This is a genomic window from Mycobacterium lehmannii (genome assembly GCF_002245535.1).
Taxonomy (GTDB): Bacteria; Actinomycetota; Actinomycetes; order Mycobacteriales; family Mycobacteriaceae; genus Mycobacterium; species Mycobacterium lehmannii.
Genome location: NZ_NKCN01000010.1, coordinates 14,440 through 39,580, shown reverse-complemented (window position 1 = coordinate 39,580; position 25,141 = coordinate 14,440). Strand labels below are relative to the sequence as shown.

The 25,141-nt window shown below is 66.5% G+C and carries 23 protein-coding genes and 2 pseudogenes; 13 read left to right on the top strand and 12 right to left on the bottom strand.

The features are described from left to right. The first annotated feature begins 21 nt into the window (after window positions 1–21). Complete coding sequence (locus CEX87_RS13005; RefSeq protein ID WP_064400084.1) at window positions 22–534, top strand: MarR family transcriptional regulator; 513 nt, start codon at window positions 22–24, stop codon at window positions 532–534. 16 nt (window positions 535–550) lie between these two features. Here CEX87_RS13005 and CEX87_RS13000 read toward each other — a convergent pair whose 3' ends face one another. After that, the gene (locus CEX87_RS13000) at window positions 551–1,507 is read right to left on the bottom strand and encodes an NmrA/HSCARG family protein (RefSeq protein ID WP_233151378.1); all 957 of its coding nucleotides are present in this window, start codon (window positions 1,505–1,507) and stop codon (window positions 551–553) included. An 88-nt stretch (window positions 1,508–1,595) separates the two neighbouring features. On the opposite strand from CEX87_RS13000, the gene CEX87_RS12995 reads away from it, so the two are divergent. Beyond that, window positions 1,596–2,072 carry a MarR family winged helix-turn-helix transcriptional regulator gene (locus CEX87_RS12995; protein WP_064400082.1) on the top strand — a complete coding sequence of 159 codons (477 nt, stop codon included), beginning with the start codon at window positions 1,596–1,598 and terminating at the stop codon, window positions 2,070–2,072. 7 nt (window positions 2,073–2,079) lie between these two features. Here CEX87_RS12995 and CEX87_RS12990 read toward each other — a convergent pair whose 3' ends face one another. Continuing rightward, a complete protein-coding gene (locus CEX87_RS12990) occupies window positions 2,080–3,318 on the bottom strand; it encodes a GAF domain-containing sensor histidine kinase (protein WP_064400081.1) in 1,239 nt (412 codons plus the stop codon). Continuing rightward, window positions 3,315–3,977, bottom strand: coding sequence for a response regulator (locus tag CEX87_RS12985; protein ID WP_064400080.1), 663 nt, complete (start codon window positions 3,975–3,977; stop codon window positions 3,315–3,317). The genes CEX87_RS12990 and CEX87_RS12985 overlap by 4 nt, the downstream gene beginning before the upstream one ends. Before the next feature lie 125 nt (window positions 3,978–4,102). Here CEX87_RS12985 and CEX87_RS12980 point away from each other — a divergent pair, with 125 nt between their 5' ends. Both CEX87_RS12980 and CEX87_RS12975 read left to right on the top strand, forming a co-directional pair. Then, a complete protein-coding gene (locus CEX87_RS12980; protein ID WP_064400079.1) occupies window positions 4,103–4,915 on the top strand; it encodes an HAD hydrolase-like protein in 813 nt (270 codons plus the stop codon). 49 nt (window positions 4,916–4,964) lie between these two features. After that, window positions 4,965–5,660 carry a nitroreductase family protein gene (locus tag CEX87_RS12975; RefSeq protein ID WP_064400078.1) on the top strand — a complete coding sequence of 232 codons (696 nt, stop codon included), beginning with the start codon at window positions 4,965–4,967 and terminating at the stop codon, window positions 5,658–5,660. Between the two features lie 7 nt (window positions 5,661–5,667). On the opposite strand, the gene mmsB is transcribed toward CEX87_RS12975, so the two are convergent. From mmsB to CEX87_RS12940, 8 genes and pseudogenes are all read right to left on the bottom strand, one after another. After that, on the bottom strand, window positions 5,668–6,543 hold the full coding sequence (gene mmsB, locus CEX87_RS12970) for a 3-hydroxyisobutyrate dehydrogenase (RefSeq protein ID WP_064400077.1): 876 nt from the start codon (window positions 6,541–6,543) through the stop codon (window positions 5,668–5,670). A gap of 12 nt (window positions 6,544–6,555) precedes the next feature. After that, entirely contained in the window at window positions 6,556–7,722 is a 1,167-nt protein-coding gene (locus CEX87_RS12965) for an acyl-CoA dehydrogenase family protein (RefSeq protein WP_064400076.1), read from the bottom strand. Window positions 7,723–7,742: 20 nt separating this feature from the next. Beyond that, window positions 7,743–9,263 (bottom strand): CoA-acylating methylmalonate-semialdehyde dehydrogenase, encoded by a 1,521-nt coding sequence (locus CEX87_RS12960; RefSeq protein WP_064400075.1) that lies wholly within the window; start codon window positions 9,261–9,263, stop codon window positions 7,743–7,745. A gap of 87 nt (window positions 9,264–9,350) precedes the next feature. Beyond that, complete coding sequence (locus CEX87_RS27585; RefSeq protein WP_233151384.1) at window positions 9,351–10,961, bottom strand: AMP-binding protein; 1,611 nt, start codon at window positions 10,959–10,961, stop codon at window positions 9,351–9,353. A 21-nt stretch (window positions 10,962–10,982) separates the two neighbouring features. After that, window positions 10,983–12,518: pseudogene (locus CEX87_RS27580) on the bottom strand (long-chain-fatty-acid--CoA ligase); the annotation flags it as partial. Window positions 12,519–12,542: 24 nt separating this feature from the next. Next, a complete protein-coding gene (locus tag CEX87_RS12950) occupies window positions 12,543–13,634 on the bottom strand; it encodes an acyl-CoA dehydrogenase family protein (RefSeq protein WP_064400074.1) in 1,092 nt (363 codons plus the stop codon). 1 nt (window position 13,635) lies between these two features. Then, the gene (locus CEX87_RS12945) at window positions 13,636–14,850 is read right to left on the bottom strand and encodes an acyl-CoA dehydrogenase (RefSeq protein ID WP_064400073.1); all 1,215 of its coding nucleotides are present in this window, start codon (window positions 14,848–14,850) and stop codon (window positions 13,636–13,638) included. A 13-nt stretch (window positions 14,851–14,863) separates the two neighbouring features. Beyond that, window positions 14,864–15,760 carry an enoyl-CoA hydratase gene (locus CEX87_RS12940; protein ID WP_064400072.1) on the bottom strand — a complete coding sequence of 299 codons (897 nt, stop codon included), beginning with the start codon at window positions 15,758–15,760 and terminating at the stop codon, window positions 14,864–14,866. Window positions 15,761–15,990: 230 nt separating this feature from the next. Here CEX87_RS12940 and CEX87_RS12935 point away from each other — a divergent pair, with 230 nt between their 5' ends. From CEX87_RS12935 to CEX87_RS12910, 6 genes are read left to right on the top strand one after another with little or no spacing between them, the layout of a single operon-like run. Beyond that, window positions 15,991–17,100, top strand: a complete 1,110-nt coding sequence (locus CEX87_RS12935) for an LLM class flavin-dependent oxidoreductase (protein ID WP_064400071.1) — start codon at window positions 15,991–15,993, stop codon at window positions 17,098–17,100. A 22-nt stretch (window positions 17,101–17,122) separates the two neighbouring features. Beyond that, the gene (locus CEX87_RS12930; protein ID WP_064400070.1) at window positions 17,123–19,657 is read left to right on the top strand and encodes an FAD-binding oxidoreductase; all 2,535 of its coding nucleotides are present in this window, start codon (window positions 17,123–17,125) and stop codon (window positions 19,655–19,657) included. A gap of 31 nt (window positions 19,658–19,688) precedes the next feature. Continuing rightward, window positions 19,689–20,744 (top strand): alpha/beta fold hydrolase, encoded by a 1,056-nt coding sequence (locus CEX87_RS12925; RefSeq protein ID WP_094287717.1) that lies wholly within the window; start codon window positions 19,689–19,691, stop codon window positions 20,742–20,744. Then, a complete protein-coding gene (locus CEX87_RS12920) occupies window positions 20,744–21,256 on the top strand; it encodes a flavin reductase family protein (protein WP_094287626.1) in 513 nt (170 codons plus the stop codon). Before CEX87_RS12925 ends, CEX87_RS12920 begins: the two co-directional genes overlap by 1 nt. Further along, on the top strand, window positions 21,253–22,335 hold the full coding sequence (locus CEX87_RS12915; RefSeq protein WP_064400067.1) for a 3,4-dihydroxy-2-butanone-4-phosphate synthase: 1,083 nt from the start codon (window positions 21,253–21,255) through the stop codon (window positions 22,333–22,335). The genes CEX87_RS12920 and CEX87_RS12915 overlap by 4 nt, the downstream gene beginning before the upstream one ends. A gap of 35 nt (window positions 22,336–22,370) precedes the next feature. Then, window positions 22,371–23,141 (top strand): glucose 1-dehydrogenase, encoded by a 771-nt coding sequence (locus CEX87_RS12910; RefSeq protein WP_064400196.1) that lies wholly within the window; start codon window positions 22,371–22,373, stop codon window positions 23,139–23,141. A gap of 13 nt (window positions 23,142–23,154) precedes the next feature. On the opposite strand, the pseudogene CEX87_RS27905 reads toward CEX87_RS12910, so the two are convergent. Further along, window positions 23,155–23,662: pseudogene (locus CEX87_RS27905) on the bottom strand (alpha/beta fold hydrolase); the annotation flags it as partial. Between the two features lie 152 nt (window positions 23,663–23,814). On the opposite strand from CEX87_RS27905, the gene CEX87_RS27225 reads away from it, so the two are divergent. Genes CEX87_RS27225 through CEX87_RS12890 form a run of 3 tightly spaced genes read left to right on the top strand, consistent with a single transcriptional unit; the run spans window position 23,815 to window position 25,109 of the window. Then, window positions 23,815–24,087 carry a hypothetical protein gene (locus CEX87_RS27225; protein ID WP_064400065.1) on the top strand — a complete coding sequence of 91 codons (273 nt, stop codon included), beginning with the start codon at window positions 23,815–23,817 and terminating at the stop codon, window positions 24,085–24,087. After that, the gene (locus CEX87_RS12895) at window positions 24,053–24,574 is read left to right on the top strand and encodes an FAD-dependent oxidoreductase (RefSeq protein WP_064400064.1); all 522 of its coding nucleotides are present in this window, start codon (window positions 24,053–24,055) and stop codon (window positions 24,572–24,574) included. Before CEX87_RS27225 ends, CEX87_RS12895 begins: the two co-directional genes overlap by 35 nt. Beyond that, complete coding sequence (locus CEX87_RS12890; RefSeq protein WP_094287624.1) at window positions 24,549–25,109, top strand: hypothetical protein; 561 nt, start codon at window positions 24,549–24,551, stop codon at window positions 25,107–25,109. The genes CEX87_RS12895 and CEX87_RS12890 overlap by 26 nt, the downstream gene beginning before the upstream one ends. The last annotated feature ends 32 nt before the right edge of the window (window positions 25,110–25,141 follow it).

Genomic DNA, 25,141 nt, shown 5'->3' with positions numbered 1-25,141 from the left:
ATCGATGCGGTATGAAGAGGCGTGGCCCCCCAACCGTCGCGGCAGGATGACCATGACCCGATCGCGCTCGCGCGGGCCAACTGGGAGCGCTGCGGGTGGGGCGAGGTCGCCGACGGCATGGTCGCGGTGACATCGGTGATGCGGGCCCACCAGATCCTGCTGGCGCGCGTCGAAAGCGCACTACGGCCCTACGATCTGAGTTTCTCGCGGTTCGAGTTGCTGAGGCTGCTGGCGTTCACCCGCAACGGCGCGCTGCCGATCACCAAGGCCTCCGATCGGCTGCAGGTGCACGTCACCAGTGTCACGCACGCGATCCGGCGGCTGGAGGGCGACGGTCTCGTCGAGCGGATCCCCCATCCGACCGACGGGCGCACCACGCTGGTTCAGATCACCGACCTCGGCCGCTCGACTGTCGAGGACGCCACGGTGACGTTGAACAACGAGGTCTTCGCCGACATCGGAATGTCGAGCACCGAGTCGCGGGCCCTTGCCGATTCGATCCAGACGCTGCGCCGCAACTCCGGGGACTTCTAGGTCCGGTCGGTGCGGGTCATGCCGCGTTCTGCCGCGCCACCCAGTCGTGGAAGGACAACAGATCGGGGTTCAGCGTCCGTACGAACGCCAGATCGCGCGCAGCGGTGAACCGTTCGGAGTCCTCGGCGTAGAACTGGAACATGTTGCCCATCTCGACGGCGCCGGGGAATCCCATGGCGCGCAGCTCATTCCAGGACTGCGGTCGGTAAGCTACCGGTTCTCCGTGCAGCCTGGAGAGTTCGGCGGCGAACTCGTCGCCGGTCAAGTGGTCACCGGCGATGCTCACGGTCTGGCCGATGAACTCCGGGCCCCGCTTGAAGATGCCGAGTGCGGTTCGGCCGATGTCGCCGACGGCGATCGCGGCCATCGGGCGGTCCGCCATCGGCAGCGTCAGCACCAGGTGCCCGCTCGGATCGCGGACAGGTTGGAGGTCGGAGAGGAACCCCTCGTAGAACCCGGCTGTTCGGAGAAATGTCGTGGGCACACCGTGTTCGGCGAAGGCGGCGTCCGCCTCTGCCTTCGCGTCGAAGTGCGGCACCTTGTACCGCCCCTCGACCGTCGGCACCCGTGCGTCGTCACCGAAGTGGTCCCGGGTGTCCTCCAACGTCGACCAGATGACGTGCGCCACGCCCGCTGACTTCGCCGCGCGCGCCGCCGTTTCGGCTTGGTACAGCTCCGATTCCGCCCGGGTGCGGACGGCTTCCTCTTCTGCCGTCCGCTCCGCCCAGTAATTGGTGACGACGAACGCCGCCTCGGCTCCCTCGAATGCGCGCTGCATGCCCGCGACGTCGTACAGGTCGGCCTCGACGACTTCCGCGCCCCCTGCGGCGAGCCGCTTGGCCTGCGTGGAGTGCCGGTTGCGCGTCACCGCACGAACCGAGAACTGCCCGCCGGGATCGGACAGGATCGCTCGGGCCAGTCCGCCGCCCTGGTTGCCGGTCGCTCCCACAACGGTGATCACATGCTGTGCCATGGTCATCTCCTCCTAGGTTGATACGTCAACCCCTTCGAGGGTAGTTGGCCGAGTTGATATGTCAACCTGATCCGGTAGGATCACCGTCATGGCTGGTAAAGGGCGGCTGACCGAGGAAGAACTGGGCGCCTGGCGCGCATTCGTGACGATGCGGCACAAGCTCGAGCGCCACCTGGTGATGCACCTGCAGCGCGAGTTCGGGCTCTCGGATGCCGACTTCGAGATATTGGTCAACCTGTCGGAGGCGCCGAAGGGGCGGATGCGCGCCTACGAGCTCGGCAGGGCCACCCACTGGGAGAAGACCCGGCTGTCACACCACCTGACCCGGATGCAGAAGCGTGGCCTGATCCGCCGGGAGGAGTCGACGGGCCGTTATCCCGACATCGTGCTGACCGATACCGGCCGCGCGGCGATAAAGGCGTCCGCACCGGCCAATGCGGAACGGGTGCGGGAACTGTTCATCGACGTGCTCGGGCCGAAGCGCCTCGAGGCTTTCCGTGAAGCCTCCCACGAGGTGATCGCCGCCATCGAGGAGCACCTCGCGAAGGACTGCACCCTGGAGTGACGCGGGCCTACTCCAGCACGGTCGGCAGCGGAATCGTCGCCGTCACCGCCGTCCCCGCTCCCGGGCGGGACCGGATGTTGAGCCGACCGCCGACGATCTCGGCGCGCTCGGCCATCGACAGCAGGCCGTAGCCGCCCATGTCGTCGCCGCCCAGCGGATGTTCGAAGGTATCGAAACCCACTCCGTCGTCGATGATTTCGAGACGTGCGACGTCGCCGCTGTCACCGGGGTCGACGGCGAACGTCAGCCGGGCCGACGTGGCCTTGGCGTGTTTGACGACGTTCTGCAGGCACTCCTGGGCGATGCGGTACAGCGCGAGCTCGATGTGGTCGGGGAGGCGGCGCTCGGCCAGATCCACCTCGATGCCGATCTGCGGTATCGATCGGGCGAGGCTGGCCAGTCCGCCGGCCAGTCCGAGGTCGTCGAGAACCGGCGGGCGCAACCCGCTGATCGCCGCGCGGGCCTCCTGCAGTGTCAGGTCGACCAACTCGCGTGCCTTGCCGAGCTGTTCGGCGACGATCGCGGGTTCGTCGGAACGGGTCGCGGCGTCCAGCCGATAGGACAAGGTGACCAGCCGCTGGGAGATACCGTCGTGGATATCGCCTGCAAGCCTTCGTCGTTCGAGCTCCTGAGCCTCGATCACCTGCTCGACGAAATTCTCGTGGGCCCGTTCGCGGGCCACCAGCTGCCGGTGCAGCCGGGCCTGGTGCATGGCCCCTGCGATGAGCCTGCCTATCACCACGAGCAACTCGACGTCGCGCTCGGCGAAGTCGCGGCGCTCCACGGTGTGCACGTTCAACACGCCGACAAGGCCGCCGGGGTCGGTCTCCATCGGCACCGACACCATCGACGTGAAATCGCTGCCCCGCAACGACTGAAACGGCATGTAGCGCGGATCGGACTCCTTGTCCTGCGTGATCACCACCGGCTCTCGGTGGCTGGCGACCCAACCCGAGATGCCCTGACCCAGAGGCAGTCTGATCTTTCCTATCTCGGCGTCGAACGGCGGTGTGGCACCGGCCAGCGTGAGCGACCGGTCGCTGTCGTCGAGGACATGCACGAAGCACACGTCGCTGGCGGTGGCCGCAGTGATCATCCGCGCGGCCGCGGCGGCCAGCGGTTCGACACCGGGACCCTTGGACGCGGCCTGGATCAGCTCGCGCAGCAGGGCCAGCTCGCGGTCGGCGGCCAGCGCGTACTGGCTCAGCTCCCGCACCGCGTCCGACGGACCCGATTCCGTCGTCACTTGAAGATTCCCTCGCGCAGGGCCGTCGCGACGGCGCCGGTGCGGTCGCTGACCCCGAGCTTGCGGTAGATCGAACTGAGGTGGGTCTTGACCGTCTCGTCCCCGATGACCAGCTTGGCCGCGATCGCCCGGTTGGACAGCCCGTTGACGACGAGCGAGAGGATCTCACTCTCACGCTGGGTCAACCCCTGGCGCGCGCCGGGCCAGAACTCGTCGCGCTGAAGCCGCGCCGCGGTGTCGACGGCCCTGGCCGCCATGCCCGGGTCGATCGCGGTCTCGCCACGGTGGACGAACTCCAGCTGCCGCACCAGTTCGTCGCTGCTGATGCTCTTGAGCAGATATCCGGACGCCCCGACCCGAAGGGCCTGGAACAGGTATTGCTCGTCGTCGTAGACCGACAGCATGACGATCTTGCGGTCGGCGTTGCGTTCGCGCAGTTCGGCGCACAGGTCCAGGCCGCTGGCACCCTGCATCCGCACATCGCACAGCACGATGTCGGGATCGAGATCGTCGATGACCGCGGTTGCGCGTTCGGCGCCGACGGCCTGCCCGACGACCTGTACCCGGTCGGCGAACGCCGCCAGCATGGCCTTGAGGCCCTCGATGACCATTTCGTGGTCGTCGACCAGCACAAGACGTACCGGTGGGCTGCTCGGCATGCACCTACCTTAGAGGTGCCATTTCCCAGGTGAAGCATGTCGGCGGGGTGCGGCGGGCCGAAGCGGCACCGACGATCCCCCGATTGGGGGAGGACGTCGCGTGTGATGGGGGCCACGCTCTACATATGCCGACAACGCAGGAGACGACGTGGCGCGCGGGCCGATTCTGGTGGGACTGTTCCCCTCCTGGTGCGGCGCCGGGTTCCGGCTGTGCCGTGCGCGGTCTGGTGTTCGACCTCGACGCACTGACGGACATCGAATGCGACGGCCACCGGGTCGCCTACAACGCCGCCTTCGCGACGCACGGCCTGGATTTCCAGTGGTCGGTGCCGCGCTACCGACAGCTGCTCGCGCTCACCGATGAGCGCCAGAGGGTCGCCGCCGAGCTTCGCAAGCGGTGCGTGGCCAGCGAGGCCGACGTGCTCACCAAGCTGCTGGCCGACGAGATCTACACCACCAAGACGATGCTGTTCGACGAGCTGATCCTCGAGCGTGACCTGACGCCGCGCGCCGGCCTGGTCGACTTCGTGATGGACGCGGTCGGCTGCGGGGTTCAGGTGGCCGTCGTGGTGAACGGGCAGCGCGGCTGGGCCGAGCCGCTGGTGCGCCAGCTGGTCGGCGAGGGACTCGTCGAGGTCGTGGTCTCCGCCGAGGACGTCGTCAAGCCGATGCCCGACTCGGAGGCCCACCGCCACGCGCTGTGGGAACTCGGCGTGTCGGCCGACGAGGCGTTCGCGATCAGTGGTTCGGCATCCGGGCTGCGGGCGGCCACCACCGCAGGCATGCCCGCCCTGGTGATCACGGGGGAGGGGACCCCTGACATCCCGTCCGCGGTGGCGGTGCGCCCGGACTTCGGCGGCGCCAGCCCGCTGCGATTCGCCGATTGCCAGCGCCTGCACGCCAACTGGTCGCGCGGCCGCAAGCAGACGGCCGCCTAGCTGCTCGAACCGGGCGCGTCCGCGCGCCGGCCGGCGGTAGCGTCGACCCATGACCGAGATCCCCACGACCGAAGACGCGCTCGCCCGCCTCGACATGCCGCTGGTCGACGCGATGATGACCCAGCGTGCCGTGCGCCGCGTACTACCCGACCCCGTCGACGACGCCGTCGTGCTGAAGTGCATCGAGCTGGCGCTGCGAGCTCCCACCGGGTCGAACGGGCAGAACTGGGAGTTCATCGTGGTGAAGGACCAGGCCGTCAAGGATCAGCTCGGCAAGCGTTACCGCCAAGCCTGGTCGCTGTACGGCGGAATCGGCCGGCGTCTGGCGGCCGGCGACGAATCGATGCAAAAGATTCTGCGGGCGGTGCAGTGGCAGGTCGAGCACTTCAGTGAGATCCCGGTCCTCGTCGTACCGTGCCTGCGCGGCGGTTCACGGCTGCCGTACATGCCGTCCCCGTTCGTCGGCGAGTCGTCGTTCTTCGGGTCGATCTACCCCAGCGTGCAGAATCTGTTGTTGGCTGCGCGGGCGATGGGTCTCGGTGCGTCGCTGATCACCCTGCCGCTGTGGAGCGTGACATCGGCCCGGCGAACCCTGGGACTGCCGCTGACCGTGACACCCATCTGCGTCGTGCCCTTGGGCTGGCCGCGTGGCCGGTACGGACCGACGACGCGCAAGCCGGTGGGACAGGTCGCCCACCTCGACACGTACGGCGAGCGCGCCTGGGTCGACGCCGACGCTCGGTGACGCCGGGTCAGTTGCCCCGCAGCGCCTCGATCACCGCGCTGAAGTCCTTGTCGGCATGGTCGGCGGCGAACTTCTTGTAGATCTCCGCGGCGTGGCTGCCCAACGGCGCTTTCGAACCGGTCGACTCGACCGCGGCCATGGCCAGGCCGAGATCCTTGTTCATCAACGCGGTCGCGAAACCGGGTTTGAAGCCGTTGTTGGCCGGTGACGTCGGGACCGGTCCCGGGACAGGACAATTGGTGTGCACCGACCAGCAGTTGCCGGTTGCCCCGGTGATCACGTCGAACAGCGACTGCGCCGGCAGTCCCAGCTTCTCGGCGAGCACGAACGCCTCGCCGATCGCGATCTGCTGCACCGCGAGCACCATGTTGTTGCACAGTTTGGCGGCCTGGCCGGTACCGGAGGCGCCGCAGTGAATGATCTTGCCCGCCAACGGTTCGAGCACAGGCCGGGCGCGTTCCACCGCTTCGTCCTCGCCGCCGACCATGAACGCCAGCGTGCCTGCGGTGGCACCCTTCACCCCGCCCGACACCGGGGCGTCGAGTTGCGCGAAGCCACGCTCGAGCGCCTGCTGATGAATGCTGCGCGCGTCGTCGACAGAAATGGTGGAGGTGTCGATGAACAGCGCGTTGTCCTTGGCCGCGGGGAGCACTTCGGCATAGCACGCTTTCACGATGTCGCCGTTGGGCAGCGAGGTGATCACGATCTCGGCCTCGCCGACCGCCTCAGCGCCGCTGCCGAAAACCGATACGCCCTTGTCGGCCGCGGCCGATTTCAGCGTCGGCTGGGGGTCGAACCCGCGGACCGTCTGGCCGGCGGCAACCAGGTTCGCCGCCATCGGCCCGCCCATGTTGCCCAGCCCCAAGAACGCGATCGTCGTCATTGATGACCTCTCCTAAGCGGACGCCCGCACCTTGGCGGCCTGCGACCGCCCGATGACCACCCGCATGATTTCGTTGGTTCCCTCGAGGATCCGGTGTACCCGCAGGTCCCGGACGATCTTCTCCAACCCGTACTCGTTGAGGTAGCCGTAGCCGCCGTGCAACTGCAGCGCCTGGTCGGCGACCGTGTAGCAGGCGTCGGTGACGTAGAGCTTGGCCATCGCGCACAGCTCGACCTTGTCGGGATGGTTCTCGTCCAGCGCAGTCGCCGCGCGCCATAACAGGTTTCGCGAGGTCTCGAGCGCGGTGGCCATCTCGGCCAGGGTGAACCGGATGGTGGGCTCGTCGAGAAGTGGGCCGCCGAACGCTTCGCGGTCTCGCACATACGCGGCGGCCTTGTCGTAGGCGGCCTGCGCACCGCCGAGCGAGCACGCCGCGATGTTGATCCGGCCGCCGTTGAGCCCGTTCATCGCGATCCCGAAGCCGGTGCCCTCGCCGTCGGCGCCGCCCAACATCGCATCGGCGGGAACGCGGACGCCTTCGAAGATCACCTGAGCCGTCGGCTGGGCGTGCCAGCCCATCTTTTCTTCGTCGGCCCCGAAAGTCAGCCCAGCAGCGTCCTTTTCGACGAGGAAGGTGGAGATGCCCCGCGGTCCCTCCCCACCGGTGCGCGCCATCACCACGTACACGTCGGAGGACCCGGCGCCGGAGATGAACTGCTTGACCCCGTCGAGAACGTAGTGGTCACCGTCCCGAACGGCCCTGGTGCGCAACGCACTCGCATCGGACCCCGCACCGGGCTCGGTCAGGCAGTAGCTGGCGATCGACTCCATCGACGCCAGCCGCGGCACCCAGCTCTTGCGTTGTTCGGGCGTGCCGTAGGTGTCGACCATCCACGTGCACATGTTGTGGATGGACAGGAACGCCGCCACCGTCGGATCCGCCGTCGCGAGCTGTTCGAAGATCCGCACGCCGTCGAGCCTGCGCAACCCGCTGCCACCGACGTCTTCGTTGCAGTACACCGCCGCCATTCCAAGCTCGGCGGCTTCGCGCAGCACGTCGGTGGGGAAGTGGTGCGTGCGGTCCCACTCCAGCGCGAACGGCGCGAGCCGCTTCTCGGCGAACGCGACCGCCGTCTCGGCGATCACGCGCTCGTCGTCGTCGAGCCCGAAATAGTCCATGCTGCCGGTGTTCTCGTGCGCTACTTCATGGTCGGCAGGACGAACTCCGCGCCGTCCTTGATGCCGGAGGGCCACCGCTGCGTGACGGTCTTCGTCTTGGTGTAGAACAGGATCGAATGTGGACCGTGCTGATTGAGGTCCCCGAAACCGGACCGCTTCCAACCGCCGAAGGTGTGGTAGGCCACCGGAACCGGGATCGGCACGTTGACGCCCACCATGCCGACCTGCACGCGTGACACGAAATCGCGGGCGGCATCGCCGTCGCGGGTGAAGATCGCCACGCCGTTGCCGTACTCGTGCTCCGAGGGCAGCGCCAGCGCCTCCTCGTAGTCCTTCGCGCGCACAATGCACAGCACCGGCCCGAAGATCTCGTCGGTGTAGATCGACATGTCGGTGGTGACGTGGTCGAACAGGGTGGGGCCGATGAACCAGCCGTTTTCCAGGCTGTCGTCGCCGAATTGCAGTTCGTCGCTGGCGCGTTCGCGGCCGTCGACGACGATCTCGGCGCCCGCCTCGACGCCGGCGTCGATGTAGCCGCGCACCCGCTGCAGCGCCGCCTCGGTCACCAGCGGCCCGTAATCGGCCTTCGGGTCCAGGCTGTGGCCCACCCGCAGGTTGTTGATCCGCTCGACGAGCCGGGCGCGCAAGCGATCTGCGGTCTCATCGCCAACAGGGACCGCGACGCTGATCGCCATGCAGCGCTCGCCCGCACTGCCGTAGCCGGCGCCGATCAGCGCGTCGACGGCCTGGTCGAGGTCGGCATCGGGCATCACGATCATGTGGTTCTTCGCGCCGCCGAAGCACTGCGCGCGCTTGCCGTTGGCCGTCGCGCCCGCGTAGATGTACTGCGCGATATCGGAGCTGCCAACGAAGCCGACGGCCTGGATCGCCGGGTGTTCGAGGATGGCGTCGACGGCTTCCTTGTCACCGTGCACAACCTGGAAGACGCCGGGGGGCAGGCCCGCCTCGAGGAACAGTTCGGCCAGCCGGACCGGCACCGAGGGGTCCCGCTCGGACGGCTTGAGTATGAACGCGTTGCCGCACGCCAACGCGGGGCCGGCTTTCCACAGCGGGATCATCGCCGGGAAGTTGAACGGGGTGATGCCCGCGACGACGCCGAGCGGCTGGCGCAGCGAGTACACGTCGATACCCGGTCCCGCGCCCTCGGTGAACTCACCCTTGAGCAGGTGCGGGATGCCGACGCTGAACTCGATGACCTCGAGGCCGCGCTGGATGTCGCCGAGGGAGTCGGCGTGGGTCTTGCCGTGCTCGAGAGACAGCAGTTGGGCGAGCTCGTCAGCATTCTGGTTGACCAGCTCGATGAACTTCATCAGCACGCGGGCCCGGCGTTGCGGGTTCCATGCCGCCCATGACTTCTGCGCCTCGGCCGCACCCGTGACCGCCACGTCGACGTCGGCGGCCGACGCCATCACGACCTGCGCTTGCACCTCACCCGTGCTGGGGTTGAAGACGTCGGCGGTGCGGCCCGACTGGCCATTGCTGCGCTTACCGTCGATGAAATGCGGAACCTGGGTGGTCATGAGCGTGCCCCTCACTACTAGATAGTTGGATATCCTAGTAATGCGGTGGCATGTGACGCAAGGGGCTCCGGCACGTGCGAGAGGGTGCTAGAGGCCCAATAGCCGGATGCTCTCGGCCCGCATCTCCACCTTGCGCACCTTCCCGGTCACCGTCATCGGAAACTCATCGACGATGTGGACGTAACGGGGGATCTTGTAATGCGCGAGCCTGTCCGTCGCATACGCGCGCACCGCAGCGGCGTCCACCGGAGCGCGGCCCGAACGCATCTTGATCCAGGCGCAGATCTCCTCGCCGTACTTCTCGTCGGGCACGCCGACCACCTGGGCATCCTCGATATCCGGGTGGGAATGCAAGAACTCCTCGATCTCGCGTGGGTAGACGTTCTCACCTCCACGGATCACCATGTCCTTGATGCGCCCGACGATCTGGCAGTAACCGTCGTCGCGCATCACGGCGAGGTCGCCGGTGTGCATCCAGCCGTCCGAATCGACGGCCTCGCGGGTCTTGATCTCGTCGTCCCAGTAGCCGGTCATCACCGAATAGCCCCGGGTGCAGAACTCCCCGGGGACGCCGCGTTCGACCGTCTCGCCGGTATCGGTGTCGACGATCTTGATCTCGACGTGCGGATGGACTCGTCCGACGGTGGCGGTCCGCCGGTCCAGGTCGTCGTCGATCCGGGTCTGGCACGACACCGGAGACGTCTCGGTCATCCCGTATGCGATCGACACCTCCGACATGTTCAGCTCGTTGATGCAGCGCTTCATGAGTTCCATCGGGCAGGTGGCCCCCGCCATGATTCCCGTCCGCAGGGTCGACATATCCCGGTGGGACAGATCCGGATGGGCCAACATCGCGACGAACATCGTGGGCACCCCGTAGACGGCGGTGCAGCGTTCGGTCTCGATGGCCGCCAACGTTGCGGCCGGGTCGAACCCGGGGGCCGGGATCACCATGGTCGCGCCGTGGGTGCTGCAGCCCAGATTGCCCATCACCATGCCGAAGCAGTGGTAGAAGGGCACCGGGATGCACAGCCGGTCGGCTGGCCGGAAGTTGATCAACTCCGTGACGAAGAATCCGTTGTTCAGGATGTTTCGGTGCGACAGCACCGCACCTTTCGGGGAACCCGTTGTGCCCGAGGTGTATTGGATGTTGATCGGGTCCGACGGCATCAAACCGCTCATCCGGGATCGGAGTCGGTCGGGCGATACGTCGCGGCTGCGGTCGCGCAGTTGTTGCCAGTCGTCGCTGCCGAGGAACACCACTTCGGTCAGGTCGGGCACCTCGGGGCGCACCTCGGCGACCATGTCTCGGTAGTCGGAGGACTTGAACTCGGTTGCCGACACCAGCATCCGGATGCCCGAGTGCCGCAAAACGTACGCCAGCTCATGCGTGCGGTAGGCCGGGTTCACCGTGACCAGGATCGCACCGACTTTCGCGGTGGCGTACTGCAGAATCGTCCACTCCGCGCAGTTGGGCGCCCAGATACCGACCCGGTCACCCTGAGCGATACCGCTGGCCATCAAACCTCTTGCGAAAAGATCGATTTCGGTATTGAACTCGGCGTAGGTCCAGCGACGTCCGGAGCCGATGTCGACCAGGGCCTCGACGCCGGGATGGGTCGAAACCGTGCGCTCGAGGTTGTGCCCGATGGTTTCCTCCAGCAGAGGCACATCGGTCGGCCCGGACAAGTAGGACAGGGGCGCGCCATACGCGCTGCGCAGCTCGTTCTTCAGGACCTTGCCTGCGGCGTTGCGGGGTAGCTCGTCGACGATCACGATGCGCCGCGGCAGCTTGTAGGCGGCCAGGTGCGCACGGCAGTGCGACTCGACCTCGGCCGTGGTCGGCGGATCGGCGGGATCGCGCGGGACGATCACCGCCAGCGGTGTCTCGCCCCACTCCGGGTCGGGCACGCCGATCACGGCTACCTCGGCGACCTTCGGTTGGGCCGCCAGCGCGTTCTCGACCTCGGCGCTGTAGATGTTCTCTCCGCCCGAGATGATCATGTCCCTTTTCCGGTCGACCACGTAGATGTAGCCGTCGTCGTCCTGCCGGACGAGGTCGCCGGAGTGGAACCAGCCGCCGCGGAAGGCTTCGGCGGTCTCCCTGGGCTTGTTCCAGTACTCCTTCATCACCAGCGGGCCCAGATAAACGATCTCGCCGACGGTGCCGGGGGTGACGTCGTTCATGTCCTCGTCGACGATGCGCACCTCGACGTTGAGCATCGGCCTGCCCACCGAACCGATCTTGCGGATCGAGTCCTCGCCCCGCAGCAGACATGTGATGGGGCTGCACTCGGTCTGCCCGAACGCCGCGATGACCTCGGCCTGGGGGAATGCCTCGATCATCCTCTGTAACAACGTCGTCGAGGCCGGTGCCGCACCCCACCACACGCGGCGCAGACGGGACAGATCCCAGGTCGCGAGGTCGTCCATCGCGCAGACGCTCTGCCACTGCGTCGGCGTCATGAAGCACGACGACACCCGCTCGCCGACGATCGTGCGGATCGTGGTCTCGGCATCGAAGCCGCCCGACGGCGTGATCACCACTTTGCCGCCGGTCAGGAACGTCGGCAACATTCCCGAGATACCCGCGGTGTGGAACAGCGGGGCGACCCCCATCCAGCAGTTGTCGTCGTCCCGGTGGCCGAGGCTGGCGATCGAACTGAACGCATGCAGGTAGAGGTTGCGGTGAGTGAGCACCGCGCCTTTCGGGAAACCCGTGGTACCCGAGGTGTACATCAGGAATGCGGGGTCCTCGTCGGCGAGCGCGGCGCTGGGCGCGCCGTCGGGGTCGGCACCGGCGATGGCCTCCTCGAAGTCGCCACCGATCGTCAGCATGCTGTGCACCGATGGCGCGGTGGCGCGGGCCTGGTCGGCAACGCTCGTCAGGGACGCGTCGACGACCAGCGCCGCTGAACCGCTGTCGGAGAGCACATACCCGACCTCATCGGCGACGAGGCGGAAGTTCACGGGCACCACGATCGCACCGAGACGCAGTGCAGCGAACCATGTTTCGATCAGCTCGAGGCTGTTCAGCCCCAGCACGGCGACCCGGTCGCCGTGGCCGATGCCACGTGCGGACAGCGCATGGGCCAGCCGAGTCACCCGACCGTCGAGCTCACCGAAGGTGCATCGGCGCCGGCAGTCGACGAACGCGACGTCGTTCGGACGCACGCGGGCGTGCCGGGCCAGAACGTCGCTGAGGGAGATTCCCGTGGACGGCGAGGGAACCGCCACGGTTGGTGTACTGGTCATCGTCGGCTCCTCCCGGATGCGGGGCTACAAACCGACACGGTCGGCGAGCAGCGCGCGGTGGTGGGTGCTGCTGCCGAACAGTGCCTCGGTGGTCTTGGCGCGGCGGAAGTACAGGTGAACGTCGTGCTCCCAGGTGAACGCTATGCCACCGTGCACCTGGATCGCCGAACCGGCGCACAGCGCGAAGGTGTCGGCAGCCTGCGCCTTGACCAGAGGCGCGGTTATCGCCAGCTGGTCGGGCTCTGCCGCACTCATCGCGGCGAACATGACAGCGACGCGGGTGGCGTCGATCTCGATCATCATCTCGGCGCACGCGTGCTTCACCGCCTGAAACGAGCCGATCGGACGGTCGAACTGTCTTCTGCTGCCGGCGTATTCGACGGACAGCGCGAGACACGCTTCGGCGCCGCCGAGCATCTCGGCGGCCAACAGCACCCTAGCCACGTCGAGCACACGGTCCAATCCGTCCGAACCGGTCAGCGGCTCCGCCGGCGCGTGCGCAAATGTCAGGCGGGCCACGGGTCGGGTGGCGTCGAACGACGGCAGCGGTTGCACGGTGACTCCCGGTGCATCGGCGGTCACGACAAAGGGGGTGACGGTGCCGTCGGTTTCGGCAGGGACAACGAACAGGTCCGCAACATGTCCGTGTAACACCGGCGAGCACTCACCGTGCAGGACGGGGAGGCCACTGCGGAGGCCAGCTCGCACGGTGGCCGTCGCGGGGTCGGCGGCATCGGGTCCGGCGGCGGTGAACGCCCCGATTCGCTCACCGCTCAGCAGTCCGGGCAGTAAGCGCTGTCGTTGCTCGGCATTGCCCGCCCGCAGCACGGTCTCGATAGCGAGGACACTGCCCGCCAACGGAACCGGTGTGAGCGCCCGGCCCAGTTCCTCGAAAGCGATGGCGGCCTCCGCCACGGTGCCGCCGGCCCCGCCGTACTCGGGCGGGAGGTGCAGTGCGGGCAGTTCCAGCTCGCTGCAAACCCGCTGCCACAGGCGCTGATCGTGGCCGCCCAAGCCCGCGATGTCACGCACCCGCGGCAGGGGTGCCGCCTCGGCGAGGAAGCCGCGCAGCGCGGCGCGGAAGTCGACCTGCTCGGTGCTGTAGCGGAAATCCATATCAGCGAGCTTCCTTGGGCAGCCCCAGCAGCTGCTCGCCGATCACGTTGCGCTGGATCTGCGAACTACCCGCGTAGATCGTGGCGGCCCGCGCGTACAGCAGTTCGTCCATCCAGCAGCCGACGGAGTTCGGCGTCCCGGCCACCGGAACCATCAGTGCCGCGCCGTTTCCCGGGCCGTGCGGGCTCAGCGCGTCGAGCGCGAGGATCTCGACCGCGAGTTCGGTGTAGCGCCGGAAGTACTCACTCCAGATCACCTTGTTGATCGCGGCATCGGCGCCCGGACGTTCGCCGCGCAGCAACGCGGTCAGGCCACGGTAGCCCTGATACCGCAGGATCTGGACACGTGAGTAGCACCACGCCAGCTCGTCGCGGATGTGGGGATCGGTGTGCCGTCCGCGGTCGCGGGCCAGGGCTATCAGCCGCTCCAGGTCCCTGCCGAATTCCACTGCGGCGGTGGTGATCTGCGAGCCACGCTCAAAGCCGAGCAGTGTCATCGCGGTGTGCCAACCGCCACCGACACCGCCGAGCACGTCGGCTGCCCGTGCACGGGCATCGGTGAAGAAGACCTCGCTGAAGGACGCGTGCCCCGCCGCGTTCACGATCGGCCGGACCGTGACGCCGGGTTGGTCGATCGGCACCAGCAGTACCGACAAGCCTTTGTGCTTGGGCGCAGCCGGATCGGTGCGCGCGAGCACGAAGATCCAGTTCGCCGTCGGTCCGGCCGACGTCCAGATCTTCTGTCCGTTGATCACCCACTCGTCGTCGTCGAGCGCCGCCTTCGTCCGTACCGACGCCAGATCCGAACCGGCTTCGGGTTCGGAGAAGCCCTGGCACCAGCGGTCCTCTCCGGACAGGATGCGCGGCAGGAATCGGCGCTTCTGCTCCTCGGAGCCCAACGCGATCATCGTGTTGCCCAGTAGGTCGATGCCGAGTAGGTCGTTTTCCGCGCGGTCCGGTGCACCTGCGCGGGCGAACTCTTCGGCGAGCACCGACTGTTCGATCGCCGAAAGCCCACCGCCGCCGTACTCCTTCGGCCAGGCCACCGCGATGAGGCCCCGGTCGGCGAGCACCTTGCGCCATCGAACCCCGAGTTGTTCACGTTCGTCCGGGGGCAGGACGCCGGCGCCGCCCCACTCGGCGGGCAGGTGTTCGGCCAGAAACGCCCGAATCTGGTCGCGGAAGGCGATCGCCTCGGGCGGGTAGTCGATGTCCACTTCTGGTCTCCGGTCAGGGCCGCCGCTTGGCCGCGGGCAGGATCTCCGGTGTCAGCCGCCAGTCCTCGAGGCCGTACTCGACACTGCCGATGCCCAAAGTATTGCCGGTCACGTCGGCCCAATGGGCGTGGTTGAGTTGGTGCAGCGAAAAGCAGGCGTCGAGCGCAGCGCCGAAACCCATGGCATCGACGGTCTGGTTCACCGACTCTTTGATCAGCAACGCCGTGAGTGGCGGCAGCTTGGCGATCCGGCGGGCGAATTCGACTGTGGCGTCCGGCAGTTCGTCACCGTCGAACACCTTGCTGACCATGCCGAGCGCATGCGCGTCGTCGGCAGTCAGGGCGTCCCCGGTGAGCAACAGCTCCTTGGCCTTGCGCGGGCCGAACTCCCACGGATGGCCGAAGTACTCCACTCCGCACATTCCCAGGCGAGTGCCCACGACGTCGGCGAAGATCGTGTCGTCGGCGGCGACGATCAGGTCGCAGCACCATGCCAGCATCAGGCCGGCCGACAGGACCATCCCGTGCACCTCGGCGATGGTGATCTTGCGCAGGTTGCGCCAGCGTTTGGTGTTCTGGAAGAAGTAGTGCCACTCCTGGCGATGGCGGGTCGCCACCCCGCCTAACGTCCCGCCGTTGCAGTGATACGTCGGGTGCTGACCGGGGCCCGACGATCGCTCGCGGATGTCGTCGGCGGAACCCAGGTCATGGCCCGCCGAGAAGCATGGTCCCGCACCGCGCAGGATGACCACCCGCACGGTGTCATCCTCTTCGGCGAGTTCGAACGCCGCTCCCAGCTCGACCAGCAGCCCGCGGTTCTGCGCATTGCGCTGTTTCGGGCGATCGAGCGTGATCACGGCGATTCGGCCGTCATCGAGCAGTTCGTAGTCGATGTAGTCGAAATGCTGCACGAAGTGCTCCCTTCAGGTCGTCACCGCTCGGCGCGCGGTCACGCTGCTGAGCTGCAGGCTACGCGGCGTGAAAGCAAAATGTCCATAGCCAGTACGGCAATCATAAAACTTTTGGTGAAGTAAATCACCAAGACAGTCGCCTACTTGCGCTCAATGAAGTATCTTGCTAGTACTGTGGTGCACATCGCAGCAAGCCGTCGGACGAGCGACCACTACCGAGAGGGTTGAAGATGGAACTGGGACTTTTCCTGATGCCGGCGCACCCGCCGGAGCGCAGCCTGTACGACGCAACCCAGTGGGATCTCGAGCTGATCCAACTCGCCGACGAACTGGGTTACGTCGAGGCGTGGGTCGGCGAGCATTTCACCGTGCCCTGGGAGCCGATCTGCGCACCGGACCTGCTGCTGGCTCAGGCGCTACTGCGGACGAAGTCGATCAAGCTGGCGCCCGGCGCCCATCTGCTTCCGTACCACCATCCGGTGGAGCTGGCCCACCGCGTGGCCTATTTCGACCACCTCGCCCAAGGCCGCTTCATGCTCGGGGTGGGTGCCAGCGGCATCCCCGGCGACTGGGCGCTGTTCGATGTCGACGGGCAGAACGGTGAGCACCGCGAGATGACCCGGGAAGCACTCGAGATCATGCTCAAGGTCTGGACTGAGGACGACCCGTGGGAGTACCGCGGAAAGTACTGGAATGCCAACGGGATCGCCCCGATGTTCGAAGGCCTGATGCATCGGCACATCAAGCCCTTCCAGGCGCCTCACCCGCCGATCGGGGTCACCGGATTCAGCGCCGGCTCCGAAACGCTCAAGCTTGCCGGTGAGCGCGGCTATCTCCCGATGAGCCTCGATCTGAACACCGAGTACGTCGCGACGCACTGGGACGCCGTGCTCGAGGGTGCCGCGCGCAGTGGCCGCACTCCGGACCGCCGCGACTGGCGACTGGTGCGCGAGGTCGTCGTCGCCGAAACCGACGAACAGGCTTTCCGTTACGCCGTCGACGGCATGATCGGCCGCTTCATGCGCGAGTACGTCCTGCCGACGTTCCGGATGTTCGGCATGACCAAGTACTACAAGCACAACCCCTCGGTTCCCGATGAGGACGTAACACCGGAATACCTGGCGGAGAACACTTTTGTGGTCGGCTCCGTCGAGACGGTGGTCGACAAGCTGGAGGCCACCTATGACCAGGTCGGGGGGTTCGGTCACCTGCTGATTCTCGGCTGCGATTACAGCGACAACCCTGGACCGTGGAAGGAGTCGATGCGGCTGCTTGCCGAGGAGGTCATGCCCAAGCTCAACGCTCGCATCGCCAAGAAGTCCACGGTCGCCATCGCCTAGCGCTCAACCGAAGGACATCCCGATGGAGGCGCAGAAGATCACCGTCCGGTATTCGGATGGAACGTGCAAGACGATGACGGCGCAGCCCGACCAGTCCATTCTGGAGGCGGCCGAAGAAAACGGCATCGCAATCGTCAACGAGTGCCAGAGCGGGATCTGCGGCACCTGCGTGGCCACCTGCCGGTCGGGTGATTACGAGATGGGCCGTACCGAGGGACTGTCCGAGGTCGAACGCGACGCACGAAAGGTATTGACCTGTCAGACTTTCGCCAACTCCGAATGCCTGATCGAACTGCAGTATCCGATGGACGGCAACGCGGCCAGCTTGGTGACGGGGCACGCGACGGTGATCGGGGTAGAACTGGTCTCGTCCACCACGGCACTTCTGCGGCTGGATGTTTCGGGTATGCCGCCGCTGACGTTCAAGGCCGGCCAGTTCGCGCAGTTGCAGGTCCCCGGCAGCGGGGCATGGCGCAACTACTCCTACGCGCACCCCGCCGGCGGGTGCGATGAACTCGAGTTCATCATCAGGTTGCTCCCTAGCGGGGTGATGTCGGACTACCTGCGCGACCGGGCGAAGCCGGGCGACCGAATCGCGCTGCGGGGCAGCAAGGGCAGCTTCCATCTGAGGCCGGTGCAGCGGCCGGTGGTGCTGGTCGCCGGTGGCACCGGGTTGTCGGCGATCCTGGCGATGGCGCAGAGCATGGCGCACAATGCCGGTCAGCCCGTCCACCTGCTGTACGGGGTGACCGACGTCGCGGACCTCTGCAAACTCGACGAACTCGACCGACTGCAGCGTCTGATCCCCGACTTGCATGTGCACACCATCGTGTCGCGTCCGGACGCCCACTGGTCCGGGCCGGTGGGGCTGGTGACCGACCTGCTGGACGACGCCATGTTCGGCGGCGGCGATGCCGACGTGTACCTGTGCGGCCCGGCCGGGATGGTCGAGGCGGTCCGGAATTGGCTGGACGAACGCAATATTCATCGCGTCGGCCTCTACTACGAGAAGTTTGTGCCGAGCGGTGCCGCGCGGCGGCGGGCCCCGCTGCGGCTGGACTATGCCGATGTCGACATGGCCGACGTGCGGCGGCGCGGCAGCGGCACCGCCGTGGTCATCGGGGGCAGCATTGCTGGCATCACCGCCGCCAAGATGCTGACCGAGTTCTTCGAGCGGGTGATCGTGCTGGAGAAGGATGACCCGCACCGCCGCCGCGAGGGCCGGCCGGGCGCGGCGCAGGGCTGGCACCTGCACCATCTGCTCACCGCGGGACGCATCGAGTTGGAGCGCATCTTTCCCGGCATCATCGACGATATGGTGCGCGAAGGCGCATTCGACGTCGATATGGCCGCCCAGTACCGCATCCGCCTGGGCGGCACCTGGAAGAAGCCGGGAACCGGCGACATCCAGATCGTCTGCGCCGGTCGTCCGTTGCTCGAGTGGTGCGTGCGCCGTCGGTTGGACGACGAACCGCGCGTCGACTTCCACTACGAGGCAGAGGTCGCCGATCTGGTCTACGACAGCGCCGCCAACACCGTGATCGGGGTCGCGGTGGACAGGCGTGGTGAATTAGAGGTCATACCGGCCGAATTCGTGGTGGACGCCTCGGGCAAGAACACCCGTGTCCCAGAGTTCCTCGACCAGGTGGGGATTGGGGCGCCCGAGGTCGAACAGGACATCATCAACTGCTTCTACTCGACCATGCACCACCGGGTGCCACCTGAACGACAGTGGCGGGACAGGGTGATGATGATCTGCTACGCGTACCGACCGTACGAGGACACCTACGCGGCGCAGTACTACACCGACAGCTCGCGCACGATCCTGTCCACCACACTCGTTGCCTACAACTGCTATTCGCCACCACGGACCGCCGAGGAGTTCCGCCGATTCGCCGATTTGATGCCCTCACCGGTTGTCGGCGAGAACATCGACGGGCTGGCGCCGGCGTCGCAGATCTACAACTTCCGCTATCCGAACATGTTGAGGCTGCGTTACGAGAAGAAGCGCAACCTGCCGCGCGGGCTGCTGGCGGTAGGCGACGCCTACACCAGCGCCGACCCGGTATCGGGGCTTGGTATGACGCTGGCGCTCAAGGAAGTCCGCGAGATGCAGACGCTCCTCGCCAACCACGGTCCGGGTGATCCTGAGCTGCCACGGCGGTACTACCGCCGGATCGCAAAGCTGGCCGATACGGCGTGGTTCGTGATCAGGGAGCAGAACCTTCGGTTCGACTGGGTGAAAGATGTGACCAAGAAGCGCCCGTTCTACTTCCGCGCGCTGACCTGGTACATGGACCGGGTGATGGAACTCGTTCACGACGACCCAGACGCCTACCGGGAATTCTTGGCGGTCGTCCATTTGGTCAAGCCACCCGCGGCGTTGATGTCGCCGAGGGTGGCCGGGCGGGTCCTGGGCAAGTGGGCGCGGACCAGGCTCTCGGGCCAGCAGACATTGATAGCCCGCAACTACCAGAACCGCACCATCCCGCCTCCCGACCATCTGGAGCGATCCGAGGACCCGGCAGTCGATTTCGTCGCAAGCCATTCCCGCTAGAGAAGGGACGCACATGTCGCAGATATCGCAGCTGTCGCCAATCCATCGGTTGCTCGACTGCCGCGGAACCCGCATCCACGCCGTGGAGCAGGGTGAGGGACCGCTGGTGATCCTGGTGCACGGCTTCCCGGAGTCGTGGTACTCGTGGCGCCACCAGGTTCCCGCGCTGGCCAACGCGGGATACCGGGTGGTGGCGATCGACCAGCGTGGCTACGGGCGCTCGTCGAAGTACCGGGTGCAAAAGGCGTACCGCATCAAGGAATTGGTCGCCGACATCGTGGGTGTCATCGACGCCTACGGCGAGAAGCAGGCGGTCGTCGTCGGCCACGACTGGGGCGCCCCGGTGGCGTGGACGTCGGCCTGGTTGCATCCGGAGAGGTGCCGCGGCGTCGTCGGCATCAGTGTTCCGTTCGCCGGCCGTGGGGTGATCGGCCTGCCCGGTAGCCCATTCGGTGAGCGCAGGCCCAACGATTACCACCTCGAGCTGGCCGGTCCCGGGAAGCTGTGGTACCAGGATTACTTCTCCGAACAAGATGCCATCATCGCCGAGATCGAAGAGGATCTCCGCGGCTGGCTGCTCGGCCTGACCTATACCGTGTCGGGTCAGGGAATGATCGCGGCCACCCAGGCGGCGGTGGCCGCTGGCGTGGATCTGGCGTCGATGGATCCCGTCGAGGTGATCCGCTCCGGTCCGTTGTGCCTACCGGAAGGGGCGCGCCTGAAGGACGCGTTCATCTACCCGGAAACGATGCCGGACTGGTTCACCGATGCCGATCTCGACTTCTACACCGCAGAGTTCGAACGATCCGGGTTCGGCGGGCCGTTGAGCTTCTACCACAACATCGACAACGACTGGTGCGACCTCGCCGAGCAGGACGGCACGCCGCTGACCCCGCCGGCGCTGTTCATCGGGGGCGAGTACGACGTCGGGACGACATGGGGCGCCGAGGCGGCCGAACGGGCCCACGAGGTGATGCCCAATTACTGCGGCACCCACATGATTTCCGATGTCGGGCACTGGATCCAACAAGAAGAGCCCAAGGAAACCAACCGGCTGCTGCTCGATTTCCTGGCGGGGCTGCACTAGTGGAACTGCACCCCCCACCCATTGACGGCGCCGAACTGCGACGGGTATACGGCTGCTACCCGTCCGGGGTGACCGCCGTGTGCGCGATGGTCGACGGAGAGCCGGTGGGGATGGCGGCGAGTTCGTTCACGTCGGTTTCGGTCGAACCGCCGCTCGTCTCGATCTGTATCCAAAACGACTCCAGGACGTGGCCACGGTTGAAAAAGGTCGCGCGGCTGGGCCTCAGTGTGCTGGCCGAGGACCACGGCGATGCATGCCGCAGTCTCTCGCGCAAAGACGGTGACCGGTTCGCCGGTGTGCCCTGGAGGGAGCTGGCGACCGGAGCGGTGGTCGTGTCGAGGGCCAGTGCCTGGCTGGACTGCCGACTACGCAGCGAGCTACGAGCAGGTGATCACACGATCGCGGTTCTCGAGGTCTGTGCCTTGGACGCGGATGCCGCCATGCCGCCACTTGTGTTTCACGGCAGCCGGTTTCACCGGATCGCCCGTGCGAACTTACAGGAGCAGATATGAAGACGACCGACACCAGGGTCCGTCGCGCAATCACGGCAGTGGGCGTCGGGCGCCCCGTGGTCATCACGATGGGCCCGGAGAACGACCATGAGGGATATCTCGCTTTCGCCGCCGAAGCGGCCACGCCCCAGTTACTGGCCTTCACGGTCCGGCATTCCTCGGGCTATGTCAGGGTCGCGCTGCCGACCGCCGAATGCGAGCGGCTGAACCTGCCGCCGATCTGCCACCGCGGCGACACCCACTCCGATACGGGCGCCCATCGGGTGGCGGTCGACTGGCAAGGTACCGGCACCGGGATATCGGCGACCGACCGGGCGGCGACAATCACCGCGCTGGCGGCGAAAAGCTCTGAGGTATCGGACTTTCGCCGGCCCGGGCACGTGGTTCCGGTCGAGGTGGCTCCAGACGGCGTGCTGGGACGGCCGGGTCCTGCCGAGGCAGCCCTCGACCTCGCCCGCCTCGCAGGCCGGCCAGAGGCCGCGGGGATGTGCGACATCGTGTCCCGCCACCGGCCCACCGCGATGGCGCGAGGTGGCGAACTGCTCGAATTCGCCTTCGAACACGGGTTGGCCGTCGTCTCCGTCGCGGAGCTCGTCAGCTATCGACGGCGCGTCGAGCCCCAGGTCGTGCGAATGGCCGAGACAGTGCTGCCGAACGGGGGCAGCGCGTTCCGTGCCATCGGGTTCCGTGACGCGCACGGCGACGGTGAGCACCTGGTGATCATCATCGGTGATGTCGGCGCCGGGGTGCCGGTACCGCTGCACGTCCACGTCGAGTGTCTGACATCAGATGTCTTCGGTTCGACCGCCTGCCGATGCGGTACCGATCTGGACCGCGCGCGCAGCGATATGAGGGCGCAAGCCGGCGGGGTCGTCATCTATTTGCGCCCGCCCGGTCCGATGCGCGCCTGCGGCCTGACGAACACCGAAGAGTTCGATTCGGAAGCGATCTCACAGACGGTAGCGTGGATTCTGCGCGATCTGGGCGTCTACACCGTCCGGCTTTCCGACGACGCACCGGGATTCGGTTTGGTGATCTTCGGCGCGATTCGCGAGCACGGGCTACGGGTCGCGGGGTGAAATGGCAGGGTGGCGACACGACCCGAGGTGATTCGATGACACATCCAGACCTCGCCGGAAAGGCCGCGATCGTGACCGGTGCGGGCGCGGGCATCGGCCTCGCCATCGCCGAACGACTCGCCGCCGAGGGCGCTCGCGTGCTGTGCGCCGACATCGACGGCTCGTCCGCCGAGAGGGCAGCGGCGACGATCGGGTCCGGCGCGGTCGCGCATACTGCCGATGTCAGCGACGAGCGGCAGGTGATCGCCATGGTCGCCGCCTGCACGGCTGCGTTCGGAGGCGTCGACAAGCTGGTCGCCAATGCCGGTGTGGTGCACTTCGCGTCGGTGCTCGACACCACGGTCGAGGATTTTGACCGCGTTGTCCGGATCAACCTGCGCGGTGCGTGGTTGTGCACCAAGCACGCCGCGCCGAAGATGATCGAACGCGGCGGGGGAGCCATCGTCAACATGTCGTCGCTGGGTGGCGTGGTCGCTGCGGCGGGCACGGCGGCATACGGCATGTCGAAGGCGGGAATCATCCATCTGAGCCGCATCACGGCGGCCGAATTACGGTCGGTCGGAGTCCGATCCAACGCGGTGCTGCCGGCGTTCGTCGACACTCCGATGCAGCGGACCGCGATGACGACGTTCGACGAGGTGCTCGGCGAAGGCGGGGCGGACACCATGATCGGCCGGCTGCAGGGCCGGATGGCCGGACCGCAGGAGATGGCCGGCGTGGTTGCGTTCCTACTGTCGGATGACGCGTCGATGGTCAACGGCACGGCACAGCTCGTCGACGGTGGCACCGTCGCCGCCCTGTGGTGACCGGATCCCTCATTCACGTTGCGGCAGTGAACAGTTGACCGAGAAATTCGAGCAGGAGTCGATTCGTTCCCCCAATGACACTCCTGCTGAATCCAGTGACCTGCGGAGGAGATCACCCAGCCTCCACGATAGACAGACAATTTCTCGTCCGCCCGTCCCATCGCCTCGGCTCCCCATACCGTGGCGATGTCGTATTTACCGCCGATGAACATCGCGGGCGGCGTCAGCGGTTCGTTCGCGACGTCCTCCAGTACCTGCCATCCCGCATCGACGTTGTGATAGAACGCCAGCCCACCGGAGAGGCCGGCGTACTCGAACTCGTTGGCATAGAAGTCCAGATCGTCGCCGGTGAACCATTCCGGCATCGCTTCGGGATAGACGAACGCAGCCGACAGCCGCGCCCCGTCGGCCAAACAGAGCGGCCCATAGCGCAACGCCACGACCGGATCCTCGGGTACCCCGCCGGCCGCAACCGCGGCAGCCGCTTCTCCGGAGACCGTGTAGACGAGGCCCAGGAGCCACCGCTGACCAAATCGTTCAAGCGGGCCTTCGACGCGACGCCGGCGGAGCTGCGTCGAGCGCCTTCGAGCGCTTAGTCCCGAGCAAGCCTGCACCGAGAACAGCGCAAGAGCATCCAAGACGGTGATGCCGCGCCGGTCGCACACTTTCGACCATGAATGCGAAAGACGCGGTCCGGTTCGGCAGCTTCGAGGGCCGACATGCCGTTGTGATCGGTGCAAGCACCACGGGCCTGGTTGCATCGGCCGTGGCCGCGCGCCATTTCGACAGGGTCACGACCATTGACCGAGACCGCCTTCCGGATGGCCCGACGTGGCGTAAGGGTGCGCCGCAATCCCACCACGGCCATCTGCTGCGCGGCGGACAGAACGTGTTCAACCACTATTTTCCCGGTGACCACCGACCTGCTCGGCAAGGGCTCGGTTGAGGTGGACATGGCCAACGACATCTGTTGGTACCACTCCGGTGGCTGGAAGAAACGCTTCGACAGCGGCCTGACGATGTTGTGCCAGACCCGGGGCTTTCTGGAGTTCCACCTTCGCGAGCGGCTTCTTCAGCTGCCGAACGTGACGCTGCTGCAAAACACCAAGGTGACCGGCTACCAAGCCACTGGCAAGCGGATCACCGGAGTGGAACTCGCCGGCGGGACGACACTGGACGCAGACCTGGTGATCGACGCGAGCGGTCGCAACTCCGAGACGCCCCGACACCTGTCTGCGATGGGATTCGGGTCGCCGGAAGTCAGCGAGCTGAAGGTCGATATCGGGTACTCCACAACACTTTTCAGTCCAGGTGATGAGTTTCGTGATTGGAAGGGGATGTTGATTCACTCCGCCGCCTGCCACCCGAACCGCGGCACTGCTCCCCACCGAGGGTCGCCGATGGATCGTGACGCTGCTCGGCTGGCAGGGTGACTACGCCGGAGGAGACCTCGAAAGCTTCCTCGAATGGGCGAAAGGATTGCCGGTACCGGGTCTGTACGAGGCGCTGCGCGAGGCGACCTGTCTGGAGGAGGTGCACCGGTGGCGGTTCCCGGCCAATCTCCGCCGCCACTACGACAAGCTGACGTCGCTACCGGAAGGTTTCGTCGTCGTCGGCGACGCGAACACCTCGCTGAACCCCCTGTACGCACAGGGCATGTCGCACGGTGCCATCGGCACGACCATCCTGGACAGATGTCTGAGCGAGCAACGGGACGCGGTGGCGCCGTCCCGAATTGAGGGCCTTTCCAGGCGCTTTCACCGGGCTTATAGTCGATTCCTCGACGAGTGCTGGTTCACCTCGACCGTGGAGGACTACGGTGCGGTGTCTGCGAATGGTGGCGGCAGGTTGGTGTCGATGGCGGCGAGTTGGAATCTCGGTAAGGTGACGGAGATGACCTGGCGGGACGCCGGCGTCGCGCGGGAGTTCATCGATGTCATGCATCTCCACGCGCACCCACATCGCTGATGCGCCCATCGATTGCGCTCAAGGCTGTCATG